Source organism: Kribbella sp. NPDC056951, from assembly GCF_042674205.1.
Taxonomy (GTDB): Bacteria; Actinomycetota; Actinomycetes; order Propionibacteriales; family Kribbellaceae; genus Kribbella; species Kribbella yunnanensis.
The window spans coordinates 313,211-334,891 of the sequence record NZ_JBHUQZ010000007.1 but is presented as its reverse complement, the minus strand read 5'-3'; the positions used below and the strand labels follow the sequence as shown (position 1 = coordinate 334,891).

The following is a 21,681-nucleotide window of genomic DNA, read 5'->3' as shown; positions in this document are numbered from 1 at the left end:
CAATCACTACCTCCGCGGCAAGCTGCGCTGCCAAGAGTGCTACGAAGCAGGCCGCGACTTCCGGCTGATGTACACCGAGGCCACAGGCCGTGGCGGCACATATGGCTACTTCATCTGCCGTGGTCGTCAGCTCGGCGTCTGCGAGCTTCCACACCTGCCGGCGTTTCGCGTCGAGGGGGCCATCGTGAGCTACTACGCAACGGTTAAGATATCGCGCGATTTCGCAGCAACGGTGAACGCACAGGCACACGAGACTCTCGCCTTCGACCGACGCGACACAATCACGCGCCGCGACCGCGCTAACAGGCGGCTTCGAGAGATCGACCAGCAAGAGGAACGCCTCATCGATCTGGTAGCCGACGGCGACCTGCCATCCACGAAGTTGCGAGATCGGCTCCAGAAGCTCGCCGTCGAGCGAATCCAGCTAGAGCAAGACCGGCAGTCCAACGAGAGCATCATCAAGCAGGCAACCGCGCTGCTGTCTGCAGTGCTTCATCTCCTCGAAGACCCCCAAGGCATGTACACCCGAGCGAGCGACCTGACCCGACGCCGCATCAACGACGCGTTCTTCGAGATGCTCTACATCGGACGAGAGCTCGTAGATCACGCAGTGCTCAACCCACTCTTCGCAGATGTGATCTCAGCGAACGCTCGCCACCAGCAGAGCGCCGAAGTCCCAGCTCTCGCCACACAAAAAACCGGCCGCCCTGCTCTTGCGAGCGAGGCGGCCGATCTGAATACCCTGAGTGATGTTCTAGTTACCACTGGTGACCTTGATTTGGTCCCGGGTTCGAGAACGACCCTTATGGTGGAGCTTAGGGGATTCGAACCCCTGACCTCTTCCATGCCATGGAAGCGCGCTACCAACTGCGCCAAAGCCCCGCGGTGTAGTTCCTTGCGACTCCGGAAGTTTAGCGGATGGGGGGCGGAGAAGAAAAATCGAGGGTCGGGCTGAGGGTGGTGAGGTAAATGACAGGGTCACCAGGGGTGTTGGGCTTGCGCTGGAGGGTGGCGGAGATGCTGCTGACGGTCAGCCCGGCGGGGGGCGGGAGTGCAGGCGGCGGACACGGGCTGTCGCCGGAGGCGACCAAATGTGCTGTCGCCGCCGGAGGCGGTGTCCTTAGCGTTGGGGGTCGTCGGACATTACTGGTTCGGGGAGGGAGCCGGCGTTCCATTCTTCTATGCGCCAGCCGGTGGTGCGGTTGGGGAGCAGGGAGACCCAGTTGCAGTTGGAGAGGGCGCCGAAGGCGGGCCAGTGGGGGGCTGGGATGTTGAGGAAGTTGCAGATGCCTACTCGGGCGGCCATGCCGTGGGTGGCGATGACGGTGGTGTCCTCGGGCGAGCCTTGGAGGGCTATGCGGGTGAGGGCTTCGGCGAAGCGGGTGGCTACTTCTTCTACGGTTTCGCCGGCGGTGCCGCGGCGTTGGGGGGCGCCGGATTTGATGCGGGCGGCGGCTTCGGGGTTGCGGGCGGCCAGTTCGGCCTGGGTGAGGCCGGCCCAGTCGTCTACGTCGATCTCGCGGAGGGCCTCGTCGTACTCGATTTTGAGGCCGGTGAGGAGGGCCAGCTCGCCTGCTGTGGCTGCGGCTCGTTGAAGGTCGCTGGAGAACAGGCGGGTGGGGGCCAGGGCGGCTAGGCGGGCGGCGGCGGCTCGGGCCTGGCCGATGCCCACCTCGTCGAGGGGGATGTCGGCCTGGCCCTGGATCTTGTCCTGCAGGTTCCACTCGGTCCGGCCGTGCCGCCAGACGATCAGTCGCCCAGCGGTCATTCGGCCGGGCCCGAGGCCGAGCCTGTGCCCGGTACGGCGGACGGGAGCTTGATGATCGGGCAGTCGCGCCAGAGGCGTTCGAGGGAGTAGAAGCTGCGCTCCTCGTCGTGCTGGACGTGGATCACGATCTCGAGGTAGTCGAGCAGCACCCAGCGGCCTTCGCGGGCGCCTTCGCGGCGTACCGGTTTGGCGTCGAAGTCGACCCGGAGCTTCTCCTCGACGGCGTCGACGATGGCCCGCACCTGCCGGTCGTTGGAGGCGGAGGCGACCAGGAAGGCGTCGGTGATGGCGAGCTGTTCGGAGACGTCGAAGGCGAGGACGTTCTCGGCCTTCTTGTCGTGGGCCGCTTCGGCGGCCGCGGTGAGCAGCTCGATGGCGCGTTCACTGGCTGACATCTGAAAACACGTTCCTAACGGTTGGTGTAGAGCTCGCGCTTGGCGATGTACTGGACGATGCCGTCCGGGACGAGGTACCAGGTCGGGTTGCCCTTGGCGACCCGGGCGCGGCATTCGGTCGACGAGATCGCCAGCGCCGGGACTTCCAGCAGGGTGATCCGGTCCATCGGCAGCTTGTCGAGCGGCAGCTCGAGACTCTCGGTCCCGGGCCTGGTACAGCCGACGAACTGCGCGAGTTTGAACATCTCGTCGACGTCGCGCCAGGTGAGGATCTGGGCCAGCGCGTCGGCACCGGTGATGAAGAACAGCTCGGCGTCGGGATAGAGCGCCGACAGGTCGCGCAGGGTGTCGATCGTGTACGTCGGCCCTGGCCGGTCGATGTCGACCCGGCTGACCGAGAACCTCGGGTTCGAGGCGGTGGCGATCACCGTCATCAGGTACCGGTCCTCGGCCTCCGAGACGTCCCGGTCGGACTTCTGCCACGGCTGGCCGGTCGGAACGAAGATGACCTCGTCCAGATCGAAGTACGCCTGCACCTCGCTGGCGGCCACCAGGTGGCCGTGGTGGATCGGGTCGAACGTCCCACCCATCACGCCCAGTCGGCGGACCCGCTCGACGGCAGTCATATCAGCTGTGCGGCCGGCCCTTGCCCATGATCACCGTGACGAGCAGCAGCAGGACCAGGACGAAGAGCGCGAACCCGCCGTACCACCACGGCGAGATGTGGGCGGCCTCGGAGGCCTCCTCGAGGGCCGCGAGCTGCGGCACGACAAGCTTGAGCATGGACAGAGCCTATCTCGTGGCCGGACGCACGAGCGCGACCGGTGGCACTGTCGGCCATCCGGTCGCGCGAGGGGTCGATCAGCTGTGGCGGATGTGACGGGTCAGCAGCCGGCGCCAGAGCGAGGGCACGGCGGCAGCGCGCTGGTACTGCGCGGCGACACGGTGCATCTCGTCGATGTGGGCACGGGCGACGTCGGGGGTGATCATGATTCCTTCACGGGTTGTACGACGGAGGTCGGGCGGACTGGCCCGACACCTCAAATTGTACGACAATCTGACAGCGCGGACAAACGAATTAAAGGCAGATCAGGTCACATGCCTACGAATCTGCAGTGAACAGGAGGTTCACCCGATATGGACGCGATCGATCGGCAACTGATCGAGGCACTGAGGCTGAACGGCCGCTCGAGCTGGGCGGAGCTCGGCCGCGTGGTCGGGCTGTCCGGTCCGAGCGTCCAGGAGCGGGTACGGCGCCTGGAGGAACGCGGCGTACTTCTCGGCTACCGCGCGATCGTCGCGCCCGCCCAGGTCGGGCTCGGCACCAGCGCGCTGATCGGGCTGTTCCAGCGCGACGACGTGGAGACCGACGACATCGTCGACCAGGTTCGCGAGATCGCCGCGGTCGAGGACTGCTGGTTCGTGGCGGGCGACCAGGAGCTGGTGGTGAAGATCCGTGTCGCGGATGTCAGCCAGCTGGAGGCCGTGGTCGGCTCGCTGCGCCGCGTGAACGGCGTGGTCAGGACCCGGACGACCGTCGTACTGTCGACTCGCTGGGAAGGGCGTCCCGCGCCGCTGCCGGACGAGTGAGAGCCAGTACGGCGGCCGCCGCGATCGCGAGTCCGCCCGCGACCGGGAAGAGCAGCCGCGGCACGTGGTCATACGCGACGCCGCCAAGAGCCGGGGCGAGGAACATCCCGCTGACCGACGCAGCGGCGTACAGACTGGAGTAGCGCCCGACCATGCCCTCGGGCGCGAGATCCGCGACATGCGCGGTCGCGGTTGGTTTGTAGAGCATCTCCCCCGCAGTGATGACGATGATCGCGAGCACCGCGCCCATCAGCGCCGGCCAAACGCCGAGGACCGCGAGGCCGACGCCGACCAGCGCGCTCCCGGCCGCGATGACGCGGAGGGCATGGTGACTGCGCAGCCGAATCGCGAGCGGAGCCTCGAGGCAGACGATCAAGACCGAGTTCACTGCGATCAGTACGCCGTACGCGACCGGCGGCGAACCGGCGTCTCGGAGCAGTAGGGGCATGGTCACGTAGATCTGCCGGCAGGCGGTGTCGACCACGACGATCATCGCGAGCAGGATCAGCAGCGAGCGATCCAGCGAACCCCGCATCGGCGCGGCCTGATGCACGCGTCGTGCAGTCGGCACCCACCGCCAGATGACGAGCGCGAGCACGAGGCTGGTCACGGCGTCGAACACGAAGACCAAAGAGAAGTCGTACGCCGCCGCCAGCCCGCCCAACGGCGGTCCGATGATGAACCCGGCGTTGCTCGCGGTCCGCGACAGCGCGATCCCCTCCCGGCGGCGCTCGGCGGGCAGCGAGATCGCGACCAGCGCGCTGAGATTCGGCCGGGTCGCTCCCCCGCACAGACCGGCCAGCGCGCCGAGAGCCGCCAGCCAGGCGTTCGGCGCGAGCGGCATCGCGGCGCAGGTGATCGCCCAGGTCAGCTGGCTGGCCACGGCCGCGGTCCGCAGGCCGAAGCGATCGCCGATCCACCCGCCAAAGAGATTGCCGCCGACCAGACCCACGCCGTACGCCGCCGCTGCGAACCCGGCCTGCTGTGCCGACATCCCGCGGTCCTGGACGAGATAGAGGGTCAGGTACAGCCAGGCCAGCGCCCCTGCCGCGCTGACCAACTGGCCGAGCATCACGGCACGCATCCAGGTGGGCAGTTCGGCGATCCGGCGCCAGTACATGGTTCCCCCGCGAGCTAGAGTGAGTTCCTTAGAGGAACTTACGACGGCCGCTAGCGTGGTGGCAACCGGATTGGGGGGCGATCGTGCGACGGAGTACCTTCTCGCCCGAGCCGGACTGTGCGATCGCGCAGTCCCTCGGCGTGATCGGCGACGGCTGGGAGTTGCTGATCGTGCGCGACCTCGCGCGCGGGCTGGACCGGTTCGACCAACTGGCGGAGTCGCTGCGGATCTCCCGGAAGGTGCTGACCGAGCGGCTCGGTGGGCTGCTCGACTCGGGCGTGGTCGAGCGGACGGCGTACCAGGAGCGGCCGACGCGCTACGCGTACGGGCTGACTCCGCGCGGGCGGGCGCTGCTGCCGGTGCTGGTCGCGCTGCAGGACTGGGGTGATCGATGGGTGCTCGGCGATGGTGAGTTGACCGGGACGAACACGGTCGACGAGGCGCCGGCCCAGCGTGTGCATGAGCTGGTGGGGCGACGGGTGCCAGCCGTCGTGCTGCCGTCAACAGCCGGTACGACGGTCGACGTGGTCGATGGTGAGGCGCGCTCGACCGTACTGTTCGGCTACCCGGCGACTGGCCGGCCGACGCCGTTGCCGGAGGGGTGGATGGATATCGCGGGTACGGCGGGCTGCACGCTGGAGAACCGGTTGTTCGCGGCGAAGTACGACGAGTTCCTGGCTCGGCGGATCTCGGTTCGTGGCGTCAGTACGCAGCGCAGGGATGAGCAGCAGGCGTTTGCGGCGGCCGAGGAGATTCCGCAAGTACTGCTGTCGGATGTGGAGCTGGAGTTGGCGGCGGCGTTGCGGTTGCCGACGTTCCGCGCGGGTGGGTATGAGCGGCTCAAGCGGGTCGTGCTCGTGGTCGGCGCGGATCGGGTGGTCAATGCGGTGAAGTACCCGGTGACGGATATTGCGGAGGCGGTCGAGTGGGCGCTGGCGACCGCGTGAACGAGGTCGAGGTGTGGTGGGCGCGGGTCGATCAGGCCCGTCCCGAGTTCCTCGCGGATCTGAACTCGGTTGAGCGGGAGCGGTATGCGCGCTATTTGCGGGATGCAGACAAGGCGCGGTTCCTGCTGGGGGTGACGATGGTACGACGGTTGCTCGGGGCCCGGATGTCGTTGCCCCCGGCAAACGTCGTACTGGATCGGACTTGTCGGGATTGCGGGAAGCCGCACGGGAAGGTGCGGGCCGAGGGGGTTGAGTTGTCGGTCACGCATTCCGGGGAGTGGGTCGGGTTGGCGATCGGTACGGCGCCGGTCGGGCTCGACGTGGAGCGGATCGATGCTGCTCAGGACGTTGACGGGGTCGCGCGGATGAGTCTCGCGCCCGACGAGTTGGCTGAGTTGGCTCGGGCGCACGACAAGCCGAGAGCGTTCGCCACGTATTGGACGCGCAAGGAGGCACTGCTCAAGGCGACCGGGGAAGGGATTGCCGGGCTGCAGAGTGTGGTGGTGAGCGGGCCCGATCGAGTAGCAGCTGTGGTGAGGTGGGACGATCGGGTCGGGCCGGCGCAGCTCGTGGACGTCGCGGTCGGCGGGCCGACAGAGGTCGACGCCGGCCATCTGGCGGCTCTGGCGGTGTTGAGCGCCGAGCCGCCTGTCGTGCGGGTGGATCAGTTTCGGGTTTGACCTTCGCCGGTGACGACGTACTTGGTCGAGGTCATCTCGGGGAGGCCCATCGGGCCTCGGGCGTGCAGCTTCTGGGTGGAGATGCCGATCTCGGCGCCGAAGCCGAACTCGCCGCCGTCGGTGAACCGGGTGCTGGCGTTGACCACGACTGCCGCCGAGTCGACCGCCTGTACGAAGCGGCGGGCGGCCGACTGCGAGCGGGTGATGATCGCGTCGGTGTGCCCGGAACTGTAGCGGCGGATGTGCTGTACGGCGCTCTCCAGCGAATCGACCACCGCGGCCGACAGGTCGAGTGAGTTGTACTCGGTCCCGTAGTCCTCGTCCGTCGCCGCGACAATGTCGTTGCCCGCAGCAACCACCGTCGGATCGCCGTGGACTGTCACACCTGCAGCTGCCAACGCGGGAAGGGCGAGCGCCAAGAAGTCGTCAGCCACCGACGCGTGCACCAGCAGCGACTCGGCGGCGTTGCAGACGCTCGGGCGCTGGGTCTTCGAGTTCAGCAGGATCTCCAGCGCGAGGCCGAGATCCGCGTCGGCGTCGACGTACACGTGGCAGTTGCCGACGCCCGTCTCGATCACCGGCACGGTCGACTCGCTGACCACGGTCTGGATCAGACCGGCACCACCGCGCGGAATCAGTACGTCGACCAGCCCGCGCGCCTGCATGAGCTCCTTGACCGCGGCTCGATCGGTCGGAACGCCCTGCACCACGTCGGCCGGCAACCCCACGGATGTCGCGGCATCCCGCAGTACGTCGATGATCGCGACATTGGACGCGGCTGCGGACGAGGAACCGCGCAGCAGCACCGCGTTACCCGACTTCAGGCAGATGCCGGCGGCGTCGGCCGTCACGTTCGGCCGGGCCTCGTAGATGATCCCGACGACGCCGAAGGGGACGCGGACCTGGCGCAACTCGAGCCCGTTCGGCAGCGTGTATCCGCGCACCACCTCACCGACTGGATCGGTCAGCCCGGCCAACTGCTCCAGCCCCGCAGCCATCCCGTCGACACGACCGGCATCGAGCGCCAACCGGTCGACCGTGGACTCCGGCGTACCGGCCTCGCGTGCTGCCGCGACATCGACCGCGTTCGCCGCGACGATCTCGTCAGTATGCGACCGCAGCGCCGCCGCCATCGCGTGCAGTGCCGCATCCTTGGTCGCCCGCGAGGCTTCCGCCAACGCGTACGACGCCTCCCGTGCCCGCCGGGCCAGTTCGATGATCTCGCTCACGTGTTCATCGTAGGCTGCGCCGGCGCAACCGCGGCAACCGTGCGATCGCGTGAGACAACGGGACCACCGCCGCCAGCGCGAGATTCAGCCGCGGATCCGACGGCGCGATCGGCACCCCGGACCGCTTCAACCGTCGCCAGGCCCAGACGGAGTACGGAATGACCACGAGCGGCGTCGTCACCAGACCGGGCGTGTAGCGCCGGAGCGCGACCGACTGAGCGATATGCGTGCCCGCGTGCAGCCCGAAGCCCAGCAGCGAAGCCTGGAAGAACTTGCTCCGCCCACCACTGGCAGCACCAGCAGCCGACGCCGCAGCCATCGCCAATCCAGTCAGCCCGATCGCCGTCGCCGCCTCGGCCTTCGACGTACGAACGACTTTGGGTAGACCAGGCTGCTGCGACCAGCCCGGCATGGTGGCTAGTTCTTCCAGGTCGTGGATGATCCAGGCACCTAGTAGGCCCCAGGCGACCTTCTTCACAGCAGCACCATGTCATCGCGGTGGACGACTTCGCGTTCGTACGCCGCGCCTAGTTCGCGGGCCAGGTCGTGGGTGGTGCGGCCTAGAAGACCAGGGAGCTCGGCGGCGTCGAAGTTGACCAGGCCGCGGGCCACCACCACGCCGGTGGGTGACACGAGATCGACCGGGTCGCCGGCGGCGAAGGTGCCTTCGACGGCGGTGATGCCGGCCGGTAGGAGGGATTTGCGGCGGGCGGTGACGGCTTGGACGGCGCCCTCGTCGAGGTGCAGGATTCCGACGCCTGACGTGGCGTGGGCTAGCCAGAGGAGGCGGGTCTTCTGGCGGCGGCCGGTCGGGTGGAAGAGCGTGCCGACTCGCTTGCCCTGCAAGGCATCCGCAACCAACGCTGCCGACGTCAGTACGACGGGGATCCCGGCCTCGGTGGCGATCGCGGCCGCCTCCACCTTCGTCTGCATGCCGCCGGTACCGACACCGGACGAGCCGCTCTTGCCAATCGCGAGCGGCTCGAGGTCGGCGGCACCGCGGACCTCGGTGACCATCGTCGTACCGGGTTTGCGCGGATCGCCGTCGTACAGGCCGTCGACGTCGGACAGCAGCAGCAACAGGTCGGCGTGCACGAGGTGGCTGGTGAGCGCGGCCAGGCGGTCGTTGTCGCCGAAGCGGATCTCGGTGGTGGCGACCGTGTCGTTCTCGTTCACGATCGGTACGACGCCCAGCTCCAGCAGGCGGGCGAATGTCCGGTACGCGTTGCGGTAGTGGCTGCGCCGGGTCACGTCGTCGACGGTCAGCAGCACCTGGCCGACGCGCAGGTTGTGCGCGGCGAACGCGTCGCTGTAGCGAGCCATCAGCTCGCCCTGCCCGACCGAGGCCGCCGCCTGCTGCGTCGCCAGGTCACGCGGTCGCGAACGCAACCCCATCGGCGCCAGCCCGGCCGCGATCGCCCCGGACGAGACGAGTACGACCTCGGTCCCGGTCGCCCGGCGCGCCGCGATGGCGTCGACGAGCGGCCGGAGCCGGTCCAGGTCGATCCGGCCGCGCTGCGTCAGCGACGACGAGCCGACCTTCACGACGATTCGCGTGGCCGCGACGGCCTCCGCGCGTAGGTCCATCAGGTTCAACCGTTCTGGTCGAGTTCCTTCTGCAGAGCGAGCTCGCGTGCTTCCTTGCGCGCCAGCTTCTCCGCCTTCTCCGCAGCTCGCTTGGCCTCGGCCGGGGACAGGTCGACCTCGTCCTCGACCCAGCCGTGCCCGTACTCCGACAGGTCGGACTTGGCCTCGCCCGATCGGAGCGCGTGATACTCCTCGTCCTTGCGCCGGCGCCGCTGCGCCGCGGGCCGGTCCTCCTCCAGCCGCTGGTCCTCGCCACGCCGGGACAGCAGCTCGGCACCGGCCTGGACGTCGGGAGCGAAGTCGAACATGACCGCGTTCGGGCCGTCGCCGATGACGACCCCGTCGCCGGCCATCGCGCCCTTCTCCAGCAGCGTCTTCTCGACGCCGAGCCGGTTCAGCCGGTCGGCCAGGTACCCGACGGCCTCCGGGTTCGTGAAGTCGGTCTGCTTGACCCAGCGCTCGGGCTTGTCACCCTGGACCAGCCAGCCGCCGTCCTCCGGCAGCTTCTTGACCTTGAACTCGGGCCCGCCCTGCACCTGCGGCCGGATGATGATCCGGGTGTTGTCGGGCTTCTCCTGCTCCGCGCGACGCTTGACGACGATCTCGGCCATCGCGAACTTCAAGGCCTCCAGGCCTTCGTGCGAAGCGGTCGAGATCGGGAACACCCGCAGCCCGCGCTCCTCCAGCTCGGCCTGCACCATCTCCGCGATCTCGCGCGCATCCGGTACGTCGATCTTGTTCAGGGCAACGAGTCGCGGCCGGTCCTCGAGCCCGCCGTGCGCGGTCAGCTCGGCCTCGATCGTGTCGAGGTCGCTGAGCGGGTCCCGGCCCGGCTCGTACGTCGCGCAGTCGATCACATGCACGAGTGCCGCACACCGCTCGACGTGCCGCAGGAAGTCGTGCCCGAGCCCACGACCCTCGCTGGCCCCCTCGATCAGACCCGGTACGTCGGCCACCGTGAAGGTGGTCTCGCCCGCGACGACGACCCCGAGGTTCGGAATCAGGGTGGTGAAGGGGTAGTCGGCGATCTTCGGCCGGGCGCGGCTGATCGACGCGATCAGCGACGACTTGCCCGCACTCGGGAAACCGACGAGGCCGATGTCCGCGACGACCTTGAGCTCGAGGACGAGCTGACGCTCCTCGCCGTCCTCACCGAGCAGGGCGAAACCAGGCGCCTTGCGGGAGCTGCTGGCCAGGGCCGCGTTGCCGAGACCACCCTTGCCGCCTTGCGCTGCAACGAATTCGGCGCCGGGCCCGACGAGATCGGCGAGCACCTCGCCATCCGCCGTACTGATGACTGTGCCATCCGGGACGGGCAGTACGACGCTGTCGCCGTTGCTGCCGGCCTGGTGGTCACCCTTGCCCTGGGCACCGTTCGTCGCGGTGCGGTGGCTGGAGCGGTGGTAGTCGACGAGCGTGGTGGTGTCGGGGTCGACACGCAGGATCACGCTGCCGCCGTCACCACCGTTGCCGCCGTCCGGACCGCCGAGGGGCTTGAACTTCTCCCGGTGCACCGAGGCACATCCGTGTCCGCCGCGGCCCGCGGTGACATGCACCGTCACGCGGTCGACAAAGCTGGGGATTGCCATCGGTGCTTCTCAACTTCCTGTAGGTAGTGCTTAAGACAGCAAAAGGGCGGGTCCGCGGTATTCCGCGACCCGCCCTCCTGAAAGAGCTGTGACAAAACCCGGGTGGCGGTGTTACTCCGCCGGGGCCGGGACGATGTTGACGACGCGGCGACCGCGCCGGGTGCCGAACTCCACCTTGCCCTCGGCGAGCGCGAACAGCGTGTCGTCGCCGCCGCGGCCCACCAGGTTGCCCGGGTGGAAGTGCGTGCCGCGCTGCCGAACGATGATCTCGCCGGCGTTGACCAGCTGGCCGCCGTACCGCTTCACGCCGAGGCGCTGCGCGTTGGAGTCACGACCGTTGCGGGTCGAGGCCGCTCCCTTTTTGTGTGCCATTTTCTAATCAGCTCACTTCTTCGCGTCGATCGCGGTGACCTTGACCTGGGTGTAGTGCTGACGGTGCCCCTGGCGCTTGCGGTAACCGGTCTTGTTCTTGTACTTCAGGATGTGGATCTTGGGGCCCTTGGTGCGGCCGAGAACCTCAGCCGACACGGCAACCTTGGCCAGCGCCGCCGCATCGGTCGTCACGGTGTCGCCATCGACGACCAGGACTGCCGGCAGGACGACGGTGTCGCCCGCCTTGTCCGTAAGGCTGTCGATCTCGATGACATCGCCGACGGCGACCTTCTGCTGGGTGCCGCCACTGCGCACGATCGCGTACACCGTGGATCTCACTCTCTGCTGGATCGGAAGTTCTGTACGAAGTGTGCTGGTCCGTCACCGTGGGCAGTGCCCCAGTAACACACTCACAACACACAAGTCGGCGCGCCTGGAGCGCACCGAAGGTCCAGGATACTACGAGGTCGCAGCATCCTGGAAATCGGGTTACTGACCGGCCGAGACCAACTCCGCAGGCGTCTCCGGAGTCTCGCTGGCCGCCTTACCGCGGCTCCGGCTGCTGCGCCGGCGTCGCGTGCTCTTGGTGCCGTTCTGCGCGGCTTCCGCCTCGTCCGCCGGTACGTCGGCCGTCGGGAACCCGGTCGCTTCCGGGCTCACGGGCTCGTCCGCCTGGGCAGTCACCGGGTAGCCGGTCGGCTCCGGGGTTCCGTTGGTCGGCTCCTCGGCGTCCTTCTTGGCGGATGCGGCGGCGATCTGGGCCAGTCGCTGAGCGGCGTCCGCGTGCTGCTGAGCGGTCTCCGCCTCGGCGCCCTCCTCGTCGGAGCGGCCCTTGCCGCGACGACGACGGGAGCTCTTCCGGCCGGTCTCGTCGGCCTGGGCAGCCGGCTTGCTCTGCTCCGGGCCGTTGCCGCCACCGTTGCCACCGCCCGCGTTGCCCCGGCCACCGTCGCGACGGCGGGACTCCTTCGGCTCGTCGTGCAGGATCAGGCCGCGGCCACCGCAGTGGTCGCAGTTCTCGCTGAACGCCTCGAGCAGACCGGTACCGATCCGCTTCCGGGTCATCTGGACCAGGCCGAGCGAGGTGACCTCGGCGACCTGGTGCTTGGTCCGGTCGCGGCCCAGGCACTCGACCAGGCGACGCAGGACCAGATCCCGGTTCGACTCCAGCACCATGTCGATGAAGTCGATCACGATGATGCCGCCGATGTCGCGCAGCCGGAGCTGGCGGACGATCTCCTCGGCCGCCTCCAGGTTGTTCTTGGTGACCGTCTCCTCGAGGTTGCCCCCGGAGCCGGTGAACTTGCCGGTGTTGACGTCGACGACGGTCATCGCCTCGGTCCGGTCGATGATCAGCGAACCACCCGAGGGCAGCCAGACCTTGCGGTCCAGCGCCTTCTTGATCTGCTCGTCGATGCGGAAGTTCGCGAAGACATCACTGTCTCCGGTCCACTTCTCGACCCGGTCGGCCAGATGCGGCGCGACGCCGGCGACGTACTCGCGCACCTCGTCGACTGCATCCCCGCCGGAGATGACCAGCTTCGTGAAGTCCTCGGTGAACAGGTCACGCACCACGCGGATCAGCAGGTCGGGCTCGGCCGACAGCATCTGCGGGGCCTGGCCGTTCTTCGACTTCTTGTCGATCTCGGCCCAGACCGCCTGCAGGCGGCTGACATCCGCGGTCAGCTCCTCCTCGGACGCGCCCTCGGCCGCGGTCCGGACGATCACGCCGGCCTCGTCGGGGACGATGTCCTTCAGGATCGTCTTGAGCCGGTTCCGCTCGGTGTCGGGGAGCTTGCGGCTGATACCGCCGTTGCCGCCGCGCGGGACATAGACGACGTACCGGCCGGGCAGGCTGATCTGGTTGGTCAGCCGGGCGCCCTTGTGACCGATCGGGTCCTTGGTCACCTGGACCAGGACCGACTGACCGGACTTCAGCACCTGCTCGATCTTGCGCGGACCGTTGGCCCCGCCGAGCGTGGCCCAGTCGACCTCACCGGCGTACAGAACCGCGTTGCGGCCCTTGCCGATGTCGATGAAGGCTGCCTCCATGCTGGGCAGCACGTTCTGCACGCGACCGAGGTACACGTTGCCGATCAGCGAGGTGTGCTCGGCCTGAGCGACGTAGTGCTCGACCAGGACGTTGTCCTCGGAGACCGCGATCTGGGTCAGGTCCTCACGGGACCGGATCACCATCGTCCGCTCGACCGACTCACGCCGGGCCAGGAACTCGGCCTCGGTCACGATCGGCGCGCGGCGGCGACCGGCGGCGCGACCCTCACGGCGGCGCTGCTTCTTCGCCTCCAGCCGGGTCGAACCCTCGATCGCGGTGACCTCGTTGGCCGTGTTCTTGCTCCGCGGCTCACGCACCCGCACGACGGTCTCGTCCGGGTCGTCGGCCGCGCTGGTGCCCTCTTCGCCCTTACGGCGACGGCGACGCCGGCGGCGCCGCGACGAGCTGCCGCCGTCCTCACCGTCGTCAGCAGAACCATCCTGCTCGTCGTCAGCCGAAGCTTCCGCGTCGTCGGACTCCTGCTCGTTCTCGTCCTGCTCGTCGGCGCTGTCGTCAGCGTCACCGGTCTTGCGGCGACGACGACCACCACGACGGCGACGCCGGCGGCGGGTGCCCTCACCGGACTCGTCCTCGTCGCCATCCTCAGCCTGTACGTCGTCAGTCTGGTCGGCGTCGGTCTCGTCAGCCTCGGCCGTCTCGTCCTCGGCCTCTTCGTCGTCCTCGAGCTCCTCGACGGGCTCGACAACTTCCTCGCGCGCCTGCCCACGACGACTCCGCCGACGACGCGACGTGGTCGGCTGCTCGTCGTCACCCGGCTCAGCGGCCTCGACGATCGGCTCGGCCGCGACCTCTGCGACCTCGGTCTGGGTGTTCTTGGCGCCGCGACGGCTCCGCGAACGGGTAGTCGGAGCCGGCTCGGTCGCCTCAACCGGGCTAGTCGCCCCAGCCTGCGCCGGAGTCTCCGCCTGCGCCTGCCCGGCCGACGCGGTACGCGCCTGTCCGGCCGGCGCGGTCTTCGTCTGCCCGGCCGGCGCGGTGCTCGGCACCGTGGGGGCCTGGAACAGCACGGCAGCAGCAGCCGGAGCCCGCCGACGGGTGCGGCGCGTGCCGGTGCTGGTCTCGTCGGCGGGTGCGTCGTCCGCGGCCGCGGTGTCCTCGGCCGTCGGGAACAGCGGGGCCGCCTCGGATGCGGCGGGCGCGTCAGCGGTGGGCTGAGCGCCGCGGCGCCGCGAAGTGCGCTTGGTGGCGGTGCGGCCGGAGCCGGATTCCGCTGCGGTGTCGGAGTCGCCTGCGGCGGTGCCTGCCGTGTCGGCGGTGGTGTCGGCCGAGCGGGCCACGACGTGGGAGCTGCCGGTGAAGGTGGTCGGGCGGGCGGGGGCGGTCGCAGCCTCGGCCGAGGTGCCCGTGGCTGCGTCGGCAGTCGCGGCGGCATCGGCGGTCTGCGCGGCGCCACGGCGGGAGCGGGTACGGCGGGCCGGCGCGGCGTCCGGCGTACCGGTCTGCTCGGCGTCGGCTACGGGGCCGTCGGTGAGGGGGGTGTCGGTGGCTACCAGGGTGGTGGCGGCCTTCTTGGTGGTGCGCTTGCGCGCGGGGGTCTTCTTGGCCGGGGTCTCGTCGGCGACGGGCTCGGCGGTCTTCTTGGCGGCGCGCTTGGTGGCGGTGCGCTTGACCGGGGTTTCGGCGGCGGCCTTCTTGGCCGGGGCCTTCTTCGCGGCGGCCTTCTTGGCGACGGCCTTCTTCGCGGTCCGCGGGGCCGGGTCGGCGGCCACGTCGTCGGACTGGGTCGGAACCTCGGCGGACTTGGCCACCCGCTTGCGCGTGGTGGCGGCCTTCTTCGCCGCGGTCTTCTTCACCGTCTTCTTGGCGGTGGAACGGGTACCGGCAACCTCAGCTGCCTCGGTGGTCGGCTCGTTGTCGAGCATGTGGTGCGGTCTCCTCAAGCCCGGCGGCGCCTCCGGCCACCCCTGTCACGGGTCCGGTGCTGCTGCCTGGCGGTCACGGTTCGCCGCTCCTGGCCGTTGAGCCGGGGCGACGGAAGCCTGCTGGATCCGCTCCGCCGGTACTTCAGGGCACAGAGGGAGCGGCGGCGTCGCCCTCCGCGGTATGCGTCTGGTGGGGATCTGCCTGGCCGGTCGCGGTCGCCTGGGTGGCGTCGCGGTCACGAGCGAGCGGATCGTCCACTGTGCCGGTCGCCGCGATCAGCGGGCCCTGGGCGAGCCTGGTCAGAAGAGCCGGGCCCGTCACCGCGAGCGTCGCTACATCGAGCAAGCCGGCGAGAACGTCGTCGGGTCTCACGGCCGGGGTTCCGTGCCGTAACACCACTTGCAGTATCGCACATGTCTCAACCGACCCCGGTTCATCACCGACGGTGAGTCGGAGAACGGCGTCCCGACAGTCGAACGAGCGAAGCCCCCGTTTGGTCATGCGCTCGACCGTGATTTCGGTCCGGGCGAGGAACGCCTCGACCGCCGCCGCGGCCGGCTCCGGATCCACCCCCGGCAACGCGATCCGCCACTCACTGACCTCCAGCCGCTCGGCCAGCGCACCCGGTCCGGCGACTACCACCTCGAGGACGTCCAGCCCTGGCGGGAGGGCCTCGTCCAGCGCGGCCCGGACCTGCTCGGCGTCCCGCTCATGTGTGAGCGAGATCTCCAAGTACTCGGCCTCGGAGGCGGCCCCGGTGGGCGCGGCCCCGGCGTACGAGATCTTCGGGTGCGGGCTGAAACCGTGCGAGAAGGCCACCGGGAGCTCGGCGCGCCGGACGGCGCGCTCGAACGCCCGCTGGAAGTCGCGGTGTGAGGTGAATCGCAGCCGCCCCCGCTTGGCGAACCGGATCCGGAGTTTCTGGACCGCGGGGAGCTGCTGCGACGGCGGAGCTTGAACAGGTGCCACCCCCGCATTGTGTCAGCCATCCGCCGATCGACAGGACGTATAGCCCCACTGGCTGCCTCCGCCACGCTCAGCGCGGCCGGTTTCGGCGCCGGATCGGCGTATACGTCCTGTTCTTCGGAGGATGCCCACCACCTCGGGAAGCGCTTACCCCGGCTGGGCGGCCGATTTGCCGGTGAGGTAGAGGGCCCAGGCGAGGAGGGTGAAGGCGGCCAGGTCGAGGACGATGCGGACGTTGTTGAAGGTGCGCCAGCGGGCCTCGTTGAAGGCTTCTCGGGCGGCCGTGACGTCGATCGTGTTCGGATCGCCGGCTGCCTTGAGGGCGTCGTTCAGGGGGACGTTGACCGCGATCGTGAGGATCATCGTGATCAGGTAGAGGACGAAGGCGGCCGCGATCCACGGGAGCGCCTTCTCCTTGAGGCTGACCAGGCCGGCCAGCGCGGTGAACAGCAGGGTCCCGACAAAGCCGATGCCGAGGAAGACCGGGTTGATGATCGCCCGGTCGGCCGCCTGGAACGCTCCGACGAAGGTTTTGTCGTCGACCTTGGCCAGCCCGGGCATGAAGGCCATCCCGTACGCCCAGTAGACCCCGGCCATCATTCCGGTCGTGATCGTGGCCGCCATCAGCGCCGCCACCCGCAGTCCGTTCATGTTGCTCCTCCCAGTACGGCGGGCTTCGTCCCGCCGTACTGAGAAAGTTATGGCAGCGGACCTGTCACCGACATGTCGCGAAAACTCAGGTTGATGTCTGGGTGGCTCAGAGGCCGGCGCACTGACCGGATCGGGGCCCGGACACCTGGTTCGGGGCTTCCAAGTTGGTCGGGGCGACGGTGTTGCCGGCGCAGGACAGCGGACCGTTGATCGTGTTGCCGGCCAGCGCGACCGGCTCGCCGGTGGTCGCCGTACCGACCGAGACCGGGCCGCTGATCGTGCTGCCGACAAGGGCCGCGCTGCGGGTGGTTCCGGACAACGAGACTGGTCCGCGCACCGACGTACGGAGGAGGTGGACGTCAGCTGCCTTGGAGGCGTTGACCGGGCCGGAGATTCGGGCATCGGTGGCGACCAGCGAGGCACCGGCGGCGATCTGGATCGGGCCATTGACGGTTGCCCCGGTCAAGCAGGTGACCCCGGATCGCAAGGCCAGTGGGCCGTTGTGGGTCCCGGTGATCGTCGTCGTACAGGTCGGGGCCGGGCGCAACAACGTGACCGCGAACCGGCGCGCCGTACCGATGTTGCCGGAGGCATCGATGGCGCGGTACTCGACCTGGTGCCGCCCGTAGCCCGGCGGGACGTCGTCCCACGGGACCACCCGCGGTACGCCGAGTTTGCCGTAGACGAGTTGGTCGATCGCGGTCCCTTCGGCGGTGAACTTGAACGGCGCGAACGCGTCGGTCGGCCAGCCGAAGTAGTTGAACCAGCCGTCGCCGTCGACGCGGAACTCCGGTACGACGTAGCCCGTGCTGTCGTCGTTCGCGGCCAACTTCATCGTGAAGGCGTCGTTGTAGATGTACTCCGGCCCGGTCGGCTTCTGGACCGTGACAAGCGGCTTGGACATCGTCGAGGTGACCTTCGGTTCGACCCCGTCGACCTCCCAGGTCAGGGTCTCCGAACCGGCGGTCGCAGTGAGGGTATGGCGGCCGGTCAGACCGAGCTCGCCGAGGTCGAAGTCACGGTCGTTGCCGGGGTTGTCGGCCGGCTGCCCGTCCAGCTTCCAGGCGATCGCGGGCTGATCGGTGTCCGACTGCGTGGTCTCGGCGTACACGACCTCTTCCGCGTTCACCGGGTGATCCGTGGCGGTGGATCCGGTGAAGGCGACCGGGGTGGTCGTCGCCTGTTCGGTCGTGTACTGCGCAGTCAGGGTGGTGTTGACCGTCCAGGTCCGGGACGCGGTCGGCCGTACGGCGGGATCGCGGACGAACTCGGTGGGGTCGACGATCTTGGCGGTGAGCGTGTGCAGACCGGGTACGAGGTCGAGCGTGGCCAGGTCGATCGCCCGCCGGTTGCCGGTCGCCAGGGTCTGGCTGTCGAGGGTCCAGGTGACGTCGAGCTCGTGACTGCTCGGGTGCAAGGTCTGCAGCCAGACGACCTGGTCCGCGGCCACCTGACCAGTTGGGGTACTGGTCTGGAACAGGTTCGCACGAGACGAGATCCGCTGCGTCATCCGCTCCCGCGAGATCTGGTCGAAGTAGTAGCCCAGCGTCTTCATCATCGAGTGCCGACTCGGCCGCCAGACGCCGGAGCCGGAGTACATGCCGCCCTCGTAGCGCCCGATCGTGCCGCCGGATTCCGACGGCTCCCCCAGCCAGCGGAACCACTTCTGCTGCTGGTCCCGCATCTGCTGCTCGGTCAGCAGCGAGTGGTGGATCGACGACGGCTCCGAACCCTCGTACGGCGCTCCGCGGTCGCCGCGAGCGTAGTAGTCGTACTCGTCCTGCAGGCCGCCGAGCGAGTGACCGAGTTCGTGCGGGGTGATCAGGGCGGACAACGCATTGCCGCCGGATGCCGTCGCATACGTGCCGCCGGCTCCGCCGTACGTGTCGCTGTTGCCGATGGCAAGAATCTGGCGGTTGCTCGTCGTGGTACCGGGGACCAGGTCGGCGTACGAGATCGCCGCGGTCGAACTGACGGTCAGCAGGCGCTGGACGCTGTTCGGGTTGCAGCCGCCCCAGAAGCCCATGTTGAGCGGGGTGTCCACCTTGGGCGAGGTGAGGTTCGGATCGCAGTCGACGCCACTTTGCGGTGAGGCGATCTCGACGGCGTACACGTTGACGTAGTTGCGGTACGACTTGAACGGTTCGATGCTCCAGAGCACGTTCAGGTGCTTGTCGACCTGCTCACGGAACTTCGGCAGATCGGTGGCGGTGTAGCCGTCACCCATCACGATCAGGTTGAACCGGGACGCCGCCGGGCCGGTCACCTGGAGCGGGACCACCTTGGCCTCCGGAGCTGCCTCGGGTTCGGCGCTAGCCGTCGTACCGCCTACCAAAACCGCCGCAAGAACCCCGCCGACGGCTGCCAACGCTCTGGTGCGCATTCCCACTCCCCTGGCCCGGGCGGACACTGCCGTGAGCAGCTTACGAACGTCCGCGCTCGTGCGACAGATCCTGCCGCGTGGCTGAATTTGATTCCTTCCCCGCCCCACCACCCCGGTCTTTGCTCCCGTCGCGGGCCGTCGTACGGCATCATGTGGGTTCGGGGAACAGTGAGGAGAGGACATCGATGACGGAACCGGCGCAGTCGCCACGGCCCGACCGCAGGGTGGATCCGGTGGTGGACGCGGCGGCGGACGGTGACGGCAAGGGCATCTACTGGGTGCTCCGGAACGTCCTGGTCGGCCCGCCGGTCAAACGGCTCTTCCGGCCGATCGTGGAAGGCATCGAGAACGTCCCGACCGAGGGTGCGGCGATCATCGCCAGCAACCACCTCTCGTACGCGGACTGGATCTTCATGCCGCTCGCGCTGCGGCGCCGGGTGACGTTCGTCGCAAAGTCCGACTACTTCACCGGGGCCGGCATCAAGGGCCGCTTCCAACGCGGGTTCTTCAAGGGCACCGGCCAGGTGCCGATCGACCGCTCCGGCGGTTCGGCGTCCGAGGGCGCGATGCGGGCCGGGATGAAGGTGCTCGAGCGCGGCGACCTGTTCGGCATCTACCCCGAAGGCACCCGCTCGCACGACGGCCGCCTGTACAAGGGCCGGACCGGCGTCGCCCGGCTGGCGCTCGAGGCGAAGGTCCCGGTGATCCCGTGCGGGGTGATCGGCACCGACGTGGTCGCGCCGCCCGGCAAGGTGGTGGCGTCGTTCGCCTCCCCGACGGTCAAATTCGGTGAGCCGCTGGACTTCTCGCGGTACGAGGGGATGGAGAGCGATCGGCTCATCCTGCGCGCCGTCACCGACGAGATCATGTACAAGATCATGGAACTGTCCGGCCAGGAGTACCTCGACATGTACGCCACCAAGGCCAAGGCCCTCGAGGGCCGGGCGACCACCGGCGCTCCCAAGAAGGTCCGCAAGACGGACACCTGATCCGAGGTTTGAGATGGCCCGGGTCTAGTCTGGGTACCGTGGACGGACCGATCGCGTACCAAGGTGAACCCGGAGCCAACTCGGCGATGGCGTGCTCCGACATGTTTCCGGACCGCGAGCAACTGCCCTGTACGACGTTCGAGGACGCCCTCGAGGCGGTGAGCAGCGGCCGCGCCGGGCTGGCGATGATCCCCATCGACAACTCGATCGCCGGCCGGGTCGCCGACATCCATCACCTGCTCCCGGAGTCCGGGCTGCACATCATCGGCGAGTACTTCCTGCCGATCCACTTCCAGCTGCTCGCCGTGCCCGGTACGACGATCGACCAGATCCGGACTGTACGCAGCCACGTGCACGCGCTCGGGCAATGTCGCAAGATCATCCGTGAGCACGGGTGGTCGACTGTCGTTGCCGATGACACCGCGGGGTCGGCGCGTGAGGTAGCTGAGCTTGCCGATCCGTCGGTGGCCGCGTTGTCGCCGCGTGCTGCGGCTGGGTTGTACGGGCTCGAGACGTTGGCCTCGGATGTCGAGGACGAGCACCACAACACGACCCGATTCCTCGTGCTGGCGCGCGAACCCGTCGTACCGCCGGTCGGGTCGGGGCCGATCGTGACGAGCTTCGTGTACCGGGTACGGAACGTGTCGGCGGCTCTGTATAAGGCTCTTGGTGGGTTTGCTACCAACAGCGTGAACATGACCAAGCTGGAGTCGTACCAGCTCGGCGGCATGTTCTTCGCCACCCAGTTCTACGCCGACATCGAAGGTCACCCGGAAGACCCGAACGTCGCGCTGGCGATGGAGGAACTGGCCTTCTTCTCGGTCGAGGTCCGCCTGCTGGGTGTCTATCCGGCCCACCCGTTCCGCGCCGAGATCGCCGAACCCGCCGCAAACCGAGCTCTGCGACCGCACCACTAGTTCTTCCGGCCGCTGGTTGACCGTCGGTCGGGGGAGGTGGTGAGCACCCTCGCTGCGGGACACGCGCGCTCCTACGTCGCGTGCTTCGCCCCTGCGCCCCCCCCTTCACGCGGCTACCGCCGCTTCCCTTTGACAGCCTTCCGCCGAACTTTCATTCGCAACCGCCGCCGCTCCCGTGGGCGACGCGCAGGTACGGGCAGGCGGTGGGTAACGAGGGTGCGGGCGGTGCGCGTCGGATGGATGTTGGGAGGTCCGGCAAGGCCGGTTTGTTAAGGGCGCTCTCCACGAGCCGGTACGACGTTGTGCACGGGTCAACCATGTGCGCGATCGGACGGTGGTTGAGGGGTGCTCAAGGTGAGCTGGTCGGGGCGACCTTGAGCACGGTTCGACCATTTCGGTGGGGTGTCGATGGTTGGTGGAGTCTCAAGGTGATTGCCGGCCCGCGTTCTCGGGTCGTCGGGGGGGTGTCTGGCGCGTTGGTCGGAACGAAATCGGCGCCTGGACCCGAAGATCCTCCGACTAAGAGCCCGAGCCTCACGCACCTCGGCCACAGCCCGTCAG

21 protein-coding genes and 1 tRNA gene are annotated in these 21,681 nt (G+C 68.6%); 5 read left to right on the top strand and 17 right to left on the bottom strand.

The genetic code is table 11. The features are described 5' to 3' along the window. Window positions 1–806: 806 nt before the first annotated feature. The 6 genes from ACFTSF_RS27290 to ACFTSF_RS27265 form a co-directional block, all read right to left on the bottom strand. Window positions 807–882, bottom strand: a tRNA-Ala gene (locus ACFTSF_RS27290). A gap of 238 nt (window positions 883–1,120) precedes the next feature. Further along, window positions 1,121–1,768, bottom strand: coding sequence for a histidine phosphatase family protein (locus tag ACFTSF_RS27285; RefSeq protein ID WP_380156723.1), 648 nt, complete (start codon window positions 1,766–1,768; stop codon window positions 1,121–1,123). Next, a complete protein-coding gene (rsfS, locus tag ACFTSF_RS27280; protein WP_344149131.1) occupies window positions 1,765–2,163 on the bottom strand; it encodes a ribosome silencing factor in 399 nt (132 codons plus the stop codon). The genes ACFTSF_RS27285 and rsfS overlap by 4 nt, the downstream gene beginning before the upstream one ends. 14 nt (window positions 2,164–2,177) lie before the next feature. Further along, complete coding sequence (gene nadD / locus ACFTSF_RS27275) at window positions 2,178–2,753, bottom strand: nicotinate-nucleotide adenylyltransferase (RefSeq protein ID WP_380156884.1); 576 nt, start codon at window positions 2,751–2,753, stop codon at window positions 2,178–2,180. A 37-nt stretch (window positions 2,754–2,790) separates the two neighbouring features. Continuing rightward, window positions 2,791–2,946 carry a hypothetical protein gene (locus tag ACFTSF_RS27270; protein WP_344149127.1) on the bottom strand — a complete coding sequence of 52 codons (156 nt, stop codon included), beginning with the start codon at window positions 2,944–2,946 and terminating at the stop codon, window positions 2,791–2,793. 78 nt (window positions 2,947–3,024) lie between these two features. After that, window positions 3,025–3,153, bottom strand: a complete 129-nt coding sequence (locus ACFTSF_RS27265; protein WP_272948569.1) for a hypothetical protein — start codon at window positions 3,151–3,153, stop codon at window positions 3,025–3,027. 147 nt (window positions 3,154–3,300) lie between these two features. Between ACFTSF_RS27265 and ACFTSF_RS27260 the strand changes: the two genes are divergently transcribed. Beyond that, the gene (locus tag ACFTSF_RS27260) at window positions 3,301–3,753 is read left to right on the top strand and encodes an Lrp/AsnC family transcriptional regulator (protein ID WP_344149123.1); all 453 of its coding nucleotides are present in this window, start codon (window positions 3,301–3,303) and stop codon (window positions 3,751–3,753) included. Here ACFTSF_RS27260 and ACFTSF_RS27255 read toward each other — a convergent pair. Continuing rightward, window positions 3,683–4,873, bottom strand: coding sequence for an MFS transporter (locus tag ACFTSF_RS27255; RefSeq protein WP_380156720.1), 1,191 nt, complete (start codon window positions 4,871–4,873; stop codon window positions 3,683–3,685). The two genes, ACFTSF_RS27260 and ACFTSF_RS27255, sit on opposite strands and share 71 nt — an antisense overlap. A gap of 83 nt (window positions 4,874–4,956) precedes the next feature. On the opposite strand from ACFTSF_RS27255, the gene ACFTSF_RS27250 reads away from it, so the two are divergent. Next, window positions 4,957–5,820: a winged helix-turn-helix transcriptional regulator gene (locus tag ACFTSF_RS27250; protein WP_380156718.1), complete on the top strand. Its 864-nt coding sequence runs from the start codon at window positions 4,957–4,959 to the stop codon at window positions 5,818–5,820. After that, complete coding sequence (locus ACFTSF_RS27245; protein ID WP_380156717.1) at window positions 5,817–6,500, top strand: 4'-phosphopantetheinyl transferase family protein; 684 nt, start codon at window positions 5,817–5,819, stop codon at window positions 6,498–6,500. Before ACFTSF_RS27250 ends, ACFTSF_RS27245 begins: the two co-directional genes overlap by 4 nt. Here ACFTSF_RS27245 and ACFTSF_RS27240 read toward each other — a convergent pair. The 10 genes from ACFTSF_RS27240 to ACFTSF_RS27195 form a co-directional block, all read right to left on the bottom strand. Further along, window positions 6,485–7,729, bottom strand: coding sequence for a glutamate-5-semialdehyde dehydrogenase (locus tag ACFTSF_RS27240; RefSeq protein ID WP_380156715.1), 1,245 nt, complete (start codon window positions 7,727–7,729; stop codon window positions 6,485–6,487). The two genes, ACFTSF_RS27245 and ACFTSF_RS27240, sit on opposite strands and share 16 nt — an antisense overlap. A 4-nt stretch (window positions 7,730–7,733) precedes the next feature. Further along, window positions 7,734–8,207, bottom strand: a complete 474-nt coding sequence (locus tag ACFTSF_RS27235; RefSeq protein ID WP_380156713.1) for an HXXEE domain-containing protein — start codon at window positions 8,205–8,207, stop codon at window positions 7,734–7,736. Further along, complete coding sequence (gene proB, locus ACFTSF_RS27230; protein WP_344149111.1) at window positions 8,204–9,316, bottom strand: glutamate 5-kinase; 1,113 nt, start codon at window positions 9,314–9,316, stop codon at window positions 8,204–8,206. Before proB ends, ACFTSF_RS27235 begins: the two co-directional genes overlap by 4 nt. A gap of 5 nt (window positions 9,317–9,321) precedes the next feature. Further along, a complete protein-coding gene (gene obgE / locus ACFTSF_RS27225) occupies window positions 9,322–10,905 on the bottom strand; it encodes a GTPase ObgE (protein WP_380156711.1) in 1,584 nt (527 codons plus the stop codon). Between the two features lie 111 nt (window positions 10,906–11,016). Beyond that, on the bottom strand, window positions 11,017–11,277 hold the full coding sequence (rpmA, locus tag ACFTSF_RS27220) for a 50S ribosomal protein L27 (RefSeq protein WP_132405181.1): 261 nt from the start codon (window positions 11,275–11,277) through the stop codon (window positions 11,017–11,019). Window positions 11,278–11,289: 12 nt separating this feature from the next. Beyond that, on the bottom strand, window positions 11,290–11,604 hold the full coding sequence (gene rplU, locus ACFTSF_RS27215; RefSeq protein ID WP_132405183.1) for a 50S ribosomal protein L21: 315 nt from the start codon (window positions 11,602–11,604) through the stop codon (window positions 11,290–11,292). 162 nt (window positions 11,605–11,766) lie between these two features. Beyond that, window positions 11,767–15,213 carry an Rne/Rng family ribonuclease gene (locus ACFTSF_RS27210; RefSeq protein WP_380156708.1) on the bottom strand — a complete coding sequence of 1,149 codons (3,447 nt, stop codon included), beginning with the start codon at window positions 15,211–15,213 and terminating at the stop codon, window positions 11,767–11,769. Window positions 15,214–15,355: 142 nt separating this feature from the next. Further along, window positions 15,356–16,183, bottom strand: a complete 828-nt coding sequence (locus ACFTSF_RS27205) for a TIGR03936 family radical SAM-associated protein (protein ID WP_344149102.1) — start codon at window positions 16,181–16,183, stop codon at window positions 15,356–15,358. Between the two features lie 144 nt (window positions 16,184–16,327). Next, on the bottom strand, window positions 16,328–16,831 hold the full coding sequence (locus tag ACFTSF_RS27200) for a DUF1772 domain-containing protein (protein ID WP_380156706.1): 504 nt from the start codon (window positions 16,829–16,831) through the stop codon (window positions 16,328–16,330). A gap of 106 nt (window positions 16,832–16,937) precedes the next feature. Then, window positions 16,938–19,214: a M64 family metallopeptidase gene (locus tag ACFTSF_RS27195; RefSeq protein ID WP_380156704.1), complete on the bottom strand. Its 2,277-nt coding sequence runs from the start codon at window positions 19,212–19,214 to the stop codon at window positions 16,938–16,940. A gap of 185 nt (window positions 19,215–19,399) precedes the next feature. On the opposite strand from ACFTSF_RS27195, the gene ACFTSF_RS27190 reads away from it, so the two are divergent. Then, the gene (locus tag ACFTSF_RS27190) at window positions 19,400–20,203 is read left to right on the top strand and encodes a lysophospholipid acyltransferase family protein (RefSeq protein ID WP_380156702.1); all 804 of its coding nucleotides are present in this window, start codon (window positions 19,400–19,402) and stop codon (window positions 20,201–20,203) included. Window positions 20,204–20,241: 38 nt separating this feature from the next. Beyond that, on the top strand, window positions 20,242–21,120 hold the full coding sequence (locus ACFTSF_RS27185; RefSeq protein WP_380156700.1) for a prephenate dehydratase: 879 nt from the start codon (window positions 20,242–20,244) through the stop codon (window positions 21,118–21,120). Window positions 21,121–21,681 lie beyond the last annotated feature (561 nt).